This is a genomic window from candidate division WOR-3 bacterium, assembly GCA_011052815.1.
Taxonomy (GTDB): Bacteria; Hydrothermota; Tepidihabitantia; order SM23-42; family SM23-42; genus DRIG01.
The window spans coordinates 34039-47575 of the sequence record DRIG01000095.1 but is presented as its reverse complement, the minus strand read 5'-3'; the positions used below and the strand labels follow the sequence as shown (position 1 = coordinate 47575).

The following is a 13537-nucleotide window of genomic DNA, read 5'->3' as shown; positions in this document are numbered from 1 at the left end:
ATGTCAGTAATTTTAATTTTGCTTATAAGTATCAGTGGTGGTGATACCCTCCATTTCACTTTGGTTCAGGCGGTTGATTATGCATTGGAGAATAATCCTGAAATCGAGCAGCTTGAGCTCGAGTATGCAAGAGCACAGACCGGTGTCAATAAAGCAATCTCGGCGTTTTATCCCAGCATCTCCGCAACCGGCGGATACGCTTATCTGACCGATGTCCCGGTGTTTCAGCTTGACAGTATGCCGATACCAATGGGACAGAATGAAAACTACAGTCTGCAGGTTTCCCTGCAGCAGGTGCTCTTTGCCTGGGGTAAGATTTATAATGCTTATAAGATTTCTGATCTGGGGAAAGAGATCGCCGAGCTCAAACTGGTTCGTAAAAAGCAAGAACTCCGTTGTGCTGTGAGCGATGCTTTTTACGGTCTTCTGGTGCTCGAAGACATGGTTCAGGTTTCACAAAAGAGCCTTGCTCAGCTTAAGCGCCATGCCCGGGCTGTTGAAGAACGCTATAAAGCAGGGCTGGTATCGCAGTTTGATCTACTGCGGGCGCGGGTTCAGGTTTCAAATTTAAAACCCCGGGTCATCAAGGCCGAACACGGATTAAATCTCGCCCGTGAGGGATTCAAGATGCTGCTGGGTATGGATTTGGCAGCCGACTTCACTATTTCCGGAGAGCTGAAGATGGTTGATGAAGATTTTGTTCTTGAGGAGTTGGTCGACGAAGCACTCCTTAATCGAATAGAGCTCAAAAATTTGATGAAAGTAAAGGAAATCGCACGGTTGAACGAAGCGATTATGCGTCGCTCCAATCTTCCCGTGGTCGTCGCCGGAGCGACCTATGAGCGTAAAAAACCATTCAGTTTTACGAGCGGCGAATGGGGTTCTAATGTTATATTCAACATCGGTTTCCAGGTTCCGATATTCACCGGTTTTAAAAATTTCTACCAGCAAAGAGATGCGGCGTTGCAATTGCGGGAGGCTGAGCTTGCACTGGAAAATTTGAAGAAGGCGATAAGGCTTGAAGTCAAAAAAGCATATTTGAATTTTGTTGCGGCAAAAGAGGCACTCCTCACCGCCGAAAAGAATGTAAGTCAGGCGGAAAAGGCATTTGAAATTATTGAAAAACGTTACAAGAACGGGCTTGCGACAAATCTTGAATATATGGATGCCCAGCTTGCCGCAATGCAGGCACGAACAAATTACCTCTCAGCATTGAAGGATTATTATAGCTCCAAGGCTGAGATTCAGAAAGCAATCGGTAAGGAGGAATAGATGCGCAAAGTTTTTATTACATTGATAATAATTGCTGTTTTAATTATCGGTTTCATAATCAGAATCGCGGTATTGAAGAGCGGCTCCCGGGCAAGTGAGGAGGTGGCGGAGATCGCGGTCGAGGTTGTTCGTGTGAAGAGAGGCGATGTCAAAAACACTTACGAACTCCTTGGCACAATCAATGCCGATAAAACAGCACAGGTCTTTCCAGAGACCATGGGCAGGATCACCAGAATTTATGTCAAAGAAGGAAGTTATGTCGCCAAAAACACCCACCTTATGGCGTTGAGGAACGAAACGGTCGGTTTTAATTATGAAGAAGGGTATATTAAAGCTCCGATTTCCGGAAATGTCGCCCGAATTCTCGTCAATGTCGGGTCCATGGTGACCCCGCAGACACCGGTGGCGATGGTTGTTGAATTCTCGACGGTCAAGGTGGTTTTTAACATTGCAGAAGACCTGATAGGTTCTATCTTCAAGGGAAGCAGGGTGGAGATAAGGGTGGATCCGTTTCCTGATGATGTATTCAGCGGTAAGATATCAGAGATCAGTCCGGTGATCGACCCCAGAACCCGGACCGTTGCGGTGAAAGCGGTTGTTAAGAACAGTAAAAAGCTGTTGAAACCCGGGATGACGGCGCGGATTACCATTACCCTCGACGAAAAGAAAGATGTAATCGCTGTGCCGCGCGACGCCCTGCTCGATGACTATCTCTTTGTGGTGTCAAATGACAAGGCAGAACGTCGGGACGTCAAGATCGGTTTGGTCGGTGATGAGAACGTTGAAATCATCTCCGGAGTCAAACCGGGTGAAGCGGTTATTATTGTAGGACAGGAACGGCTGGCGGGCGGAGAGAGTGTGGCACCAATCGTAAGGGGTGAGTGATGAATTTAACGGATCTTTCAATAAAAAGACCGCTTGCTGTTTCAATGGTGTTTTTGGGAGTTATTATTTTCGGGGCGATTTCCGTAATGAATTTACCGGTCGATCTCTTTCCCAATATTACTTTTCCGATGATGATCGTGCTGACGACCTATCCGGGTGCCGGACCCGAAGAGATTGAAACACAGATCACCGAACCTCTGGAGAAGACTCTCGGAACGGTCAATAATCTCGATAAAATAACTTCGAAGACCTCAGAGAATATTTCCAATATCTTCCTCCAATTTGATTGGGGCACAGATGTCGATGCAGCATCTAATGATGTAAGGGATAAACTCGGTTTTGTTTTACCGTATTTACCGGACGGCGCGGATTATCCCTTGATTTTCAAATTTGATATATCCCAGCAACCTGTGGTGATGTATAATATCTCGGGTGATATCGATCCCCTGGAACTCGAAGCGATCGCCAATGATATTGCGGACCGCATCCAGCGGGTCGGCGGCGTCGCGGCGTCTTATGCAATGGGCGGGACCCAGCGTGAGATTCAGATTGTTCTTGACCCGATGAAGTTAAAAGGCACCGGTATAACTCCGGAACAGATTATGCGGACGATTCAGGCACATAATATCAATTATCCAATCGGCAGTGTGGAGACCGGCAAAAAAGTCTATATCCTGCGGACGACCGGTCAGTACTCTGACCTCGATGAAATTCGAAATACTGTGGTGGGGAACAATAACGGGGTTCCCATACTTTTATCACAGGTTGCAACGGTTGAATCCCGGGCGGCTGAGATAAAATCGATCGCCCGTACCAATGGTGTTCAATCAATATGGGGTATGGTGCAGAAACGGAGTGATGCAAATTCAGTAAATGTCGGCACCAGAGCGGTGAAAGAACTTGAAAAGATCGAAAAAGAATTGCCTCCCGGTGTTAAGATTGATGTTATGTTCAATCAGGCTGATTATATCATGCGTTCGGTGAAGAGTACAGCCAATACTTTGATTCTCGGAGCAATCCTCGCCGTGATCATACTTTTTCTGTTTCTGGCGAACTTCCGTTCGACGATCTATATGGCGGTGGCGATTCCGATCGCGGTCTTCTTCGCCCTGTTCTTTATGTATCTTTTTAAGATGAGTTTGAATATTATATCTCTGGGAGGATTGACGATCGCCATCGGCATGGTGCTTGATTCCGCAATCGTTGTTTTCGAAGCGATTTTCCGCCAGAAAGAAAAGGGCGTCGAACCCAAGACAGCAGCGAGTAAAGGGGCGCGTGAAGTGAGTGCCGCGATCACCGCCTCGACCCTGACCACGGTTGCGGTCTTTTTGCCGTTGCTTCTGGTTAAAGGATTCGCTTCAGTCTTTTTTAAACCCCTTGCCTTGACCGTGACTTTTGCCCTGGGTTCTTCTCTTATCGTCGCCTTAACCATCATCCCCATGCTCTCGGTCCGTTTCGGAACGATCGATATTAAAAAACAGAAAAAAGGTTTCAGTACGCGCGTTCGCGGATTCTATGAGAGGATAGAAAATCTCTATGCACGTATTATCCAGTGGGCGCTCGGTCACCGTAAGACTGTTATCTTTGGAACGATCAGTGTATTTCTTATCAGTTTAGTGCTTATTCCATTTATCGGTACAGAATTGAGTCCTGAGACCGATCGGGGTGAGATCATAATAAAGGCTGAAATGCCGGTGGGAATGAATCTCTGGGTCACTGATAGTGCCGTGCGTAAACTTGAACAAATTATTTTCAAAGAAGTACCTGAACTGGAGATTCTTTCGACCTCGATCGGCAGTGGAGAAGGCGGATTTACAAGCCTTTTCGCCAGTAATCCCGGTCCCCACGCCGCCCAGATCTGGCTGGAACTTGTTTATCGGGAAAAGCGTAAACGTTCGATCAAAGATATCCAGCGGGACCTGCGGCCCAAGATCAGCAACATCCCCGGTTTGAAAGTGAGCTTTGCACAGAATGAATTTCAGCAGATGTTCGGCGGTAAACCCATCATCATCAAGATCTTCGGTTATGACCGTGCTGAGGCGAAGTTGTTGTCTGATACTCTGATGGAAAGGTTGAAATCTGTGAAGGGGTTGGTCAATCTTGAATCAAACTTAAAAGAAGGAAAACCTGAATTCAGACTGATAATCGACCGTCAGAAAGCGGCGAACTTTGGTTTGACTCCGTATCAGATCGGCAGTGCGATACGGGCGCGCATTGAGGGAGTGGTCGCCAGTCAATTCCGCCAGCAGGGTGAGGAGTACGACATAAAGATACAATTCGACAAAAGATATCGGGATGACTTGAAGAAAATACAGATGATGACCATAACAACGCCGGTCGGTGAGGTGCCGATCAAGAACTTTATAAAAGATACAATTGCAGTAGGCCCCGTGGAGATCGAACACGAAGACAATTATCGGGTGGTGACGATCAGCGGTGATGTTGAGGGCCGTGACCCTGGAAGTGTGGGCCGTGATGTTCAGAAAATAATTAACAGTATTGAAAAACCGGCTGATTTCCAGATCGAGCTGAGCGGCGGTTTTGAAGAGATGCAGTCGACATTCCGCGACCTCGGGCTTGTCATCCTTCTCGCTTTTGTGCTCGTTTATATGATAATGGTCGGACAGTTCGAGTCTTTCAAAGAGCCGTTTATAATAATATTTACAATTCCCCTGGCGATTATCGGAGTACTCTGGATGCTCTTCTTCACCGGCACCACGATTAATATGCAGAGTCTGATGGGAGTGTTGTTGCTCGGTGGTATTGTGGTGAATAATGCGATTGTTTATATCACTTACACAAACCAGTTGCGACGGGAGCATGGAATGCCGCTGGTTAAGGCGGTGGTCGAGGCCGGTCGGGTGCGGCTCAGGCCGATTCTTATGACCGCATTCACCACGACATTTGGGCTTATTCCAATGGCACTGGCAATGGGTGCGGGTAATGAACTGCGCGCACCGATGGCGCGGTCGGTTATCGGCGGTCTTGTCCTTTCAACCTTTTTAACGCTGGTCTTTATTCCGGTCCTCTACACGCTCTTTGAGCGGCAAGAGAAATAAAAATTGAGTTGCAGAAACGCGCCTGGAGGGAATTGAACCCCCAGCCTACGGATTCGAAGTCCGTCGCTCTATCCGATTGAGCTACAGGCGCATGGGGTCAGATCTCGAAACTTGACAACTCCCTCATCTTGTTGTGGTGAAAAACATCGGAATCCTGTTTTCAATGGTTTGACCACGAAGTTATTATAATGAGAAGTGATAATTTGTCAAGTTTCGAGATCTGACCCCTATAAGCCCTTGACTATCACTGCTGCTTCTTTATAATCTATAAGATTGTTCTTCAGAAAAATTTAAGAAGGGTAGCTGCTTTCTCCTCTGGAAGTAAGTATTTCCCTGACAATCGTTGATTTATGAAGAAAGAATTTTTATTTAGAACCACAGGTGTCGATGAACCGTTCGTCGGAAGAAAAAAAGAACTGAAATGGTTAAAGAGTCACCTGGAAGAGACGTTAAACTATAACGGTCGATTTATCCTTGTCCGCGGTGAAGTCGGTGTCGGAAAAACTTCCTTTCTTGAACGATTTATTGATGAAGTTGATGCTTCCAATATTCACATTCTATACGGCAGGGTGTTGAAGGATGAAACAAAACCTTTTTCACCGTTTATTCAGATGGTTAAAGACCATCTACTCAAAGTGGAAAACCGCCGATGGTGGTTTGTAAAGTTTTTGAATCCAGAGATCGCCCCCTATTTTATTCATCTCATTCCTGAATTGAAAAGGTATTATCCATTAGAGATACAATCTCTGGAACACCCCATTGATAATCGTCTGTTCTTTTATTCTTTTCAAACATTTTTTGATAATTTATCCAATTCCAAACCACTGATTCTGCTTCTGGACGATATCCAGTGGATGGGCGATGAATCAACCGGGTTACTGAAATACATTATAAGAAGGATGGTCGGTAAGTCCATATTGATAGTCGCAACAATGACTACTCAAAATAATAATCAACTTCTGAAAATATTCATAGATGAATTGAATAATGAACATCTGATTTCTTACCTTGATCTTCCTGGCCTTTCGGGGGGAGAAATAATGACCATCCTGAATCAAATGTTCGGAAGCACCTTCGCCGGTTCTTTTACACACTGGCTTTTCAGTGTCACGCGGGGTAATCCTTTGTTCATAAAAGAGATTGTTAAGACATTCGTTCGTCAGAACATAATATTCTATGATGAAACCAAAGATCGTTGGTTCGTCGAAACAGATTATGAAAGCTTTCCTGTTCCTGAGACAGTGGAGAGTATAATAGGTTATCGTATTTATAGATTATCCGATTCAGAATTGAAATTCCTTCGGGGTGCGGCAGTAATCGGTGAAATATTTGAACTTCCAATACTTCGTAAACTATTGAATTCACTGTCCGACAAGCAATTCCTGAGGTCTCTAAATGTCCTCTCCGCATCAGGCTTGATAGAAGATTCCGGTAATGCCAAACAATTCACCCATCCTCTGATCCGAAGCCTGTTTTATAATAAGATGAATTCTGATCAACGACGCAGACTGCACAGAAGGCTTGCCCGTATTCTGAAAAAAAATAGAGCAAGCAGCGAGGAAATAGCCTTTCATCTTATAAAAGACATAAAACCTGCTGAAGAAACAGAAAGGCTCGCCGTTTATCTATTCAATACAGCCAGAAGACTGTTCGATGACTATCAATATTTATCTGCACAACGATACTTGAATGTTGCGCAAAGAATAGCGGATAAAAAAGAGATGGCCGATAAGATAAAACTGAAAATCAAATCTTTATCAAATCAACTTTTCTGGTTCTCAGGAAAAAGCACCCTCCAGGTCGATGATATTGAAAAAAACGCGCTGGAACTCGAAGTTAATAATTTAAGAAAAGACGCCGGAATACATTACCGACTGCTCTTTCATAAGAGGCTGTCGCTTCAGGATCTGTCAAAGGCAGAGGAAGATATAAATAAAGCGATAACATTGGTGAAGAAAAATGACAGACTTTACTGGACTTTGCTGGCGGAACATTGTCTGTTGTTGATGAGAAAAGGTCTGCTAAAGGAAGCAGAGGATGAAGCCAAAAGGTTGGCTGTAGAAATACCTCAGGATAAGGCGCCCGAGGCGCGGTATAAGGTGTTTTTGTATCTCGGGTCGATCTCCATGTCAAAGGGAGATTTAAATAAAGCGTTTGATTTTATGCTGCAGGCGAAAAAGATTGCGGAGGATTACCATCTCCTTTTTTATCTCGGTGATTCTTACTCTCAACTGGGACTTGTCGAAATGAGGATGGGGAAAGTGGATTCGGCATTGATTAGATTTTATGAATCTTTAAAGAGAGCAAAATTGCTGCAAAAGGAACAGCTTGTTGGTGTTGATTTGCTTTATATGGGTTACTGTTTTTTGGTTAAAGGCGAATACCAGCGGGCTAAAGAATTTTTTGAAAAAGCAGAGAGTAAGGCAAAGAGGATAGGCAATCAAAGACTTGACTTAACCGCCCGGTTGAGTTTTGCACGGCTGTATTTAGAATTGAATGATGTTGAGAGAGCGGAAACAGCCTTGAAGCAGATAGATGGGGAGAAACTTGAGATAAATTCTCGCTGTGATATGTTGATATACAAAAGTATGATTTATTTAAAGAAAAATGAAATAGATCACGCGTTGAAATTCGTCAATAAATCACTGACATTTGCGGAGAAACACCATTTCAATCCACGGTTCGCAAGGGCCTTGGCGCAGAAGGCACAGGTTCTTTTGAAAAAAGGACGTCGCAGTGAGGCATTGAAACTTTTTGAAAAAGCAAAAGAGATTCTGTCCGCAAACGGTGAAGTATTACTGCTTACTGATATATTTGTGAGGTTCGGACTTGCAATCGGCGGTACTCGCGGTGAGGCGATATTTTTACAGGGTTTAGAACTTCTTTTTGAAATGCGCGCAACACCGAGAATTTCTGAACTCTATAAACAAGTTAGAGTAAAAAAATTCAACAATGCCGTCCACCTCATTCATGAGCGTCTAAAGGAATTTCGAATAAATTCTGTTGAGATAACCACCTTTGGTGGTTTATCCGTAAAAAAAGCCGGTGATTTGGAAGAGATCACCAGAAATGAATGGCAATCCAGAAAAGCACAGGAACTGCTGGCTTTGTTATTAGTCCAGCCCCGAACCGGTGGCATCACCAGGGAAATTTTGATTTCATATCTCTGGTCGGATATGGCAAAAAAGAAATCACAGGCGAATTTTCGGGTTATTCTCGCCCGGCTTAACAAAGTCATCGGCGGCAATATCGTTATTCAAAAGGGCCCTTTTCTTTCTCTCAACCGTGAACTGCTGAAAGTGGACTTCTGGGAGTTTGAATCGCTTGTTAAAGAGTGGCGGAATTTCAAGCGGCACGGGAAGCTTCACCTTGCAGAAGACCGTGCGCATAAAGCGGTTGCATTATACCGTGGAGATTTTTTACCGGAATTTTACACCCGTTCCCTTGTTGACAAACAGTTTGAGTTGAAAGAAAGAATGAGAGAAATTTTATTCTGGCTGGCGATGAGGTGTATGGAACGGATTGAGTGGCAGAAGGCAATCTCTTTTGCACGCCGACTTCTTTCTTTTGATGCGAATGATGAACAAGCCTGTCGGATTATGATGGAGGCTTTATATAACCAGGGAAACCGAACCGGTGCGATAAGACAGTTCCATCGTCTGGAGAAAAGTTTGAAAGAAGAATTAAACACCGTTCCTGCTGCTGAGACCTTCAATCTCTATAAAAGAATCACCAATGAAGAATAAACTGTATTAAGACATCACGGAAAAGTCTTTAAGTTCCATTTAGTTAAAGTAAATCATTCTTTTTAACGGTTTTTTAACGCCCACGATTATAATTTTATGATGAAGAAGAACTTAAGAAAGATCTGTCCTAAATGCAATTATCTCGGAAAGAGAGGAGATAATATCTGTCCTTATTGCGGGATAAAGTTAATCTCAGCATGCCCGAATTGCGGTGCATCGATAATGGTTGCGTTTGCCGAATACTGTTATTCCTGTGGCTTTCGCTTCCAGGATATTGTAAGAAAACTGAAATAGGAGGGGGTTTGAAGCCGGAACAGGATAACAAAGAAAGGAGGTATTTATGCGTTACATAATAGGGTTGTTGATACTGGCGGTGTTCGTATCTGCCCAGGCACCGGACACAGCCTGGACCAGACCCTTTGGAGGAAGCAGTAATGACTGCGCCTGTTCGGTTGCCTTGACCGCTGACGGCGGATATATTATTGCCGGATATACCAGCAGTTACGGCGCTGGTGCTTTTGACGTCTGGTTGCTCAAGACCGACGCACAGGGAAATCAGGTTTGGTCCAGAACATTCGGCGGTGACAGCAGTGACTATGCTTATTCAGTGATACAGACCTCTGACAGCGGATATGTTATCACCGGTGGAACCCGCAGTTATAGTGTGGATGAAAGTGATCTCTGGCTCATCAAGACCGATGCACAGGGGAATTTGATCTGGTCCAAGACCTTTGGCGCCTACGGCTATGACTATGGCTATTCTGTGGCACAGACTGCGGACGGCGGGTATATCATTACAGGAACAACTGAAAGTTACAGTAGTTCTTCTGATCTCTGGCTCATCAAGACCGATGCACAGGGAAATATGCTTTGGCATAGAACTTTCGGCGGTGACAATAGTGAGAGTGGTTATTCAGTAATACAGACCACCAGCGGTGGGTATGTCATCACCGGCGAAACCCACAGTTATGGTGCAGGCAATGGGGATTTATGGCTCATCAGTACTGATGGCCAGGGAAATGCATTTTGGACCAAGACCTTTGGTCTCAGTTTCTTTGATGAAGGTAGATCAGTTCAACAGACTTCAGACGGCGGGTACATCATCACCGGGGTTCGCACTTCTCTTTACTCCGGAAAGAACGCCTGGTTGCTTAAGACCGATGGTAATGGAAATCAGGTCTGGTCCAAGATCTTTGGTGGTGGTAGTGATGATTATGGTTATTCAATAATACTGGCTACCGACGGTGGTTACATTATTGGCGGTAGTACCGAGAGTTTCGGTGCAGGCAGTGGTGATGTGTGGCTTATCAAGACCGACACCCAGGGAGATTTGATCTGGTCTATGACCATTGGCGGTAGCAGTGGTGACTATGGTTATTCCGTGGCACCGACTGCGGACAGCGGGTATGTCATCGCAGGAATAACCTATAGTTATGGCGCAGGCCTTGGTGATATGTGGCTCATCAAGACTGAGCCAGATGTGGGGGTCGAAGAAGAGATTTCAAAGAAGCCGACATTTTTCCACGGGGCTACTGTCATCAGCGGACCGTTGCGATTACCGCGAGGAAAGAGATGCAGGGTGTTCGATATTTCCGGGCGGGAGGTGAATCCGAGTTTAATTGAGCCGGGTATTTACTTTATCGAGACGGATGATGGGGTTAAACAGAAGATCGTTAAAGTCCGGTAGTTAGAAGGCACATGGGGTCAGATCTCGAAACTTGACAAATTCCCCGAATTTCGTTTCGGCTCCCTGTATGAAAAGAATCGATAAGTTGTCAAGTTTCGAGATCTGACCCCGTCATAAAAAGCTTGACCTCGGTGATTTTTTAAGTAATATATTACTTAAGAATGCATCTCAGAAATTTAGCAAGGATCCTCAAATATACGCTGAAAGAAATTTCCGCAGAAAGAATAATCGATATCCTATATGAAAAAACCAGATTTCTTATTGAACAACACATAACGCAGCGTGACATCGAAAATTTTGTCGCTTATCTTAAGTTTCTTTCCAGTTCACCCCGATCACAAAAAGTGATAAAAATCGATAAAAAACTTATGCAGGATTTTGTCAATCATGTTTACAGTGAATGTGACCATAAAACCAGATACTTCAGATTAAGAAATCTCACCGGGTATTTTGAAAAAAAATTAGGGAAGAATGTAGTGCTTGATAAGACAGAACTCACGGTCATCTTTCAGAAGTTAAAAAGAGACAAACAGACTTCAATAGATAAGGTCAAGATGCGTGTCTGCATCGCCTTGATTCTAAAATGGCTCCAAGGGTTTCTGGAACCTGAGTTGTCTGAAGGTTTGAATCAATACGTCGCCTTTCTGGCAAGTGTTTACGGTTTATATGGAACAAACCGGGTTTTTAATGTCGATTGGCAGCCGTATGATGTTTCTTCAGAGGATGCAGCCGTGATTAACCGAGAGTATAAGTTTTTCGAGAGTGCAATAACAGATGCAATTATGCGCGTAAGTAAAGCTGTGGTCAAAAAACCGCTTTCCACTAAATATAAAGACCAGTTTCAGATCGTCCTTGAGAGTATCAACAAACTTATCAAATTGAGTGAAGAAGGGAAACTGGATTCTGCTGAAGCCTTCACGAATAAAATAATAATCGCCGCCACTTTAATTTATCTTCAGGATGATTTTGTGGAAAAAGATGAAGATTTGAACAAGTTCATCAATCTCTTTGTTTCTTTTTACTACCAATTCAGGGATAAACGTTACATTCCGGTATTCATCGACGGAACGTCGGTTTACCGTTCTTTTTGATTTCTTATAATCCCCTCAAATACTCAGGCCGTAATGACTGCGTACCCGATTTAAGGGCAAGATCGATTGTTTCAAGCAGGCGTGTTTTGTCTTTAGGCAAGGTGCCTGCCAGTGGTAGATAGTTTGATGCGTGGTTGCTGCGGAAAATACAACCTCTTTTCATCTCAGTATGTTCGATGATCACGCGCATTTCCTTTAACATGGTAAGAGGATCGGGTAGAATGAAATCCCCTTTTTGTTGCTGTTCGTAAAGAATCGTACCTGGAACGAGCATCAGGGTAAGGAGAGAAAAGTAGCGGGGATTCATCTCGCTGATCGCTCTGCCTGTTGATACAGCGTGTTCTTTCCATAAATCAGTTCCACCAAGGCCGAGCAGAGCGATGACAGAAACCTTGAATCCTGCTTGCTGTGCTTTTTGAACGGCCTGGATTATCTCCCGGGCGGTTGCGCCTTTACAGACCTTTTTCAGAACTTTATCACTGCCGCTTTCAAGGCCGATGTAGATTATCGTGAGACGATGCGCGACGAGGGTGCGTAGTTCTTTGATGGATTTACGGAGGATATCGTGTGCGTTTGCATATATACCCACCCTCTGCAGCGCGGGAAAAGCCGTTTCAAGAGCTTTCAAAACGTTCGTAAGATATTCGGTATTCAGCACCATTGCATTGCCGTCGCAGAGAAATACCCGGCGGGTGTCGGGCATCAAACGTTGCGCTTCTTGAATGTCTTCAAATACTTCATGCTGGGGACGGACTTTAAATGGTTTGTCAAGATAAGTAGGGCAGAAGGTGCATTTATTATGTGAACACCCGTAGGTTATCTGCAGAAGATAACTCGCCGCCTCGCTCGGCGGTCTGATTACAGTACCGTAATAACGCATAGTTTCATCATTTTCTTTAAGTTTATCGATCAAGAAACTTCACGACCATTCATTATAGCCAATGTTTTCCTGATGTCAATCAGTCTGAAAAGAAGAATATTGCAGATGTAAGATTTGAGCTTGAATACCAGGTATCACATAACACAGAAATAACATGATTGGATTATTCTTATAGCAGAAGAAAAAGGCTGTTTTAGGTTGAGGTGCATGGATAACGGAGGTGATGATGAATAAAAGAATTGTTATGATATTTTTATTGAGCTGTTTGTCGTCTTCAATGTTGTTCGGCATTAACTGGCAAACAAAAGCGGCTATGCCCACGCCGCGGAGCTTCTTGGGCGTGGCTACGGTTGGAGAAAAAGTCTATGTCGTCGGTGGCGAAGATACCAATGGAGAGATAGACAGTCTGGAAGTCTATGATGCGACCGCTGATACCTGGATATCCAGTACTTCACTGCCCGCAGCAGTGAGCACATTCGGGATCGGAGTGGTCGGCGGCAAACTTTATGTAATCGGCGGACAGACTTTGTTCCACAGCGGCTGGACAGCGGTAAATGAAGAGGGGACGGTCGTAGTCGGCGCAGCAGAGACTGATTGTTGTTTTTCCAATGAGACTTTCAAGTTGATGGTTCAACCGAATCCTTTTCAAAACAGAACCGAGATCAAGATTCAGCCGTTTTATAATTTGGGTGATGGAGTGCAGACGTCGACTTTTAAACTGGAAATTCTCAGCAGTAACGGCCGGACAGTCAAAAGATTAACAGATGCCTGTTTTTCCGAGAAAACGATCATACCATGGGATGGCACAGATGAAAAAGGTCGATCGGTTCCAGCTGGTGTTTATTTTGTGCGGATATCAGGAGAGAATTACAGGTTAACCGAGAAAGTTGTTCTTATAAGATAATCTGGTTGGCTTT

At 44.3% G+C, this 13537-nt stretch carries 9 protein-coding genes and 1 tRNA gene; 8 read left to right on the top strand and 2 right to left on the bottom strand.

Features of this window, described 5'->3' with window-relative positions; all coding sequences use genetic code 11:
* From ENI34_09275 to ENI34_09265, 3 genes are read left to right on the top strand one after another with little or no spacing between them, the layout of a single operon-like run.
* Entirely contained in the window at positions 1-1272 is a 1272-nt protein-coding gene (locus ENI34_09275) for a TolC family protein (protein ID HEC79308.1), read from the top strand.
* Positions 1273-2157, top strand: coding sequence for an efflux RND transporter periplasmic adaptor subunit (locus ENI34_09270; GenBank protein HEC79307.1), 885 nt, complete (start codon positions 1273-1275; stop codon positions 2155-2157).
* A complete protein-coding gene (locus tag ENI34_09265; protein HEC79306.1) occupies positions 2157-5216 on the top strand; it encodes an efflux RND transporter permease subunit in 3060 nt (1019 codons plus the stop codon). Before ENI34_09270 ends, ENI34_09265 begins: the two co-directional genes overlap by 1 nt.
* A gap of 17 nt (positions 5217-5233) precedes the next feature.
* Here ENI34_09265 and ENI34_09260 read toward each other — a convergent pair.
* Positions 5234-5307 (bottom strand) — tRNA-Arg (locus ENI34_09260).
* A gap of 259 nt (positions 5308-5566) precedes the next feature.
* Between ENI34_09260 and ENI34_09255 the strand changes: the two genes are divergently transcribed.
* The 4 genes from ENI34_09255 to ENI34_09240 all read left to right on the top strand — a co-directional run bounded on the left by ENI34_09255 (position 5567) and on the right by ENI34_09240 (position 11740).
* Positions 5567-8962 carry a hypothetical protein gene (locus tag ENI34_09255; protein HEC79305.1) on the top strand — a complete coding sequence of 1132 codons (3396 nt, stop codon included), beginning with the start codon at positions 5567-5569 and terminating at the stop codon, positions 8960-8962.
* Positions 8963-9058: 96 nt separating this feature from the next.
* A complete protein-coding gene (locus ENI34_09250) occupies positions 9059-9256 on the top strand; it encodes a hypothetical protein (GenBank protein ID HEC79304.1) in 198 nt (65 codons plus the stop codon).
* Between the two features lie 46 nt (positions 9257-9302).
* A complete protein-coding gene (locus ENI34_09245) occupies positions 9303-10649 on the top strand; it encodes a hypothetical protein (GenBank protein HEC79303.1) in 1347 nt (448 codons plus the stop codon).
* A 161-nt stretch (positions 10650-10810) separates the two neighbouring features.
* Positions 10811-11740, top strand: a complete 930-nt coding sequence (locus tag ENI34_09240; GenBank protein HEC79302.1) for a hypothetical protein — start codon at positions 10811-10813, stop codon at positions 11738-11740.
* Between the two features lie 4 nt (positions 11741-11744).
* Here the strand turns inward: ENI34_09240 and ENI34_09235 are convergent, their stop codons facing one another.
* The gene (locus ENI34_09235; protein HEC79301.1) at positions 11745-12620 is read right to left on the bottom strand and encodes a radical SAM protein; all 876 of its coding nucleotides are present in this window, start codon (positions 12618-12620) and stop codon (positions 11745-11747) included.
* A 223-nt stretch (positions 12621-12843) separates the two neighbouring features.
* Between ENI34_09235 and ENI34_09230 the strand changes: the two genes are divergently transcribed.
* Positions 12844-13524 carry a T9SS C-terminal target domain-containing protein gene (locus tag ENI34_09230; GenBank protein ID HEC79300.1) on the top strand — a complete coding sequence of 227 codons (681 nt, stop codon included), beginning with the start codon at positions 12844-12846 and terminating at the stop codon, positions 13522-13524.
* Positions 13525-13537: the final 13 nt, after the last annotated feature.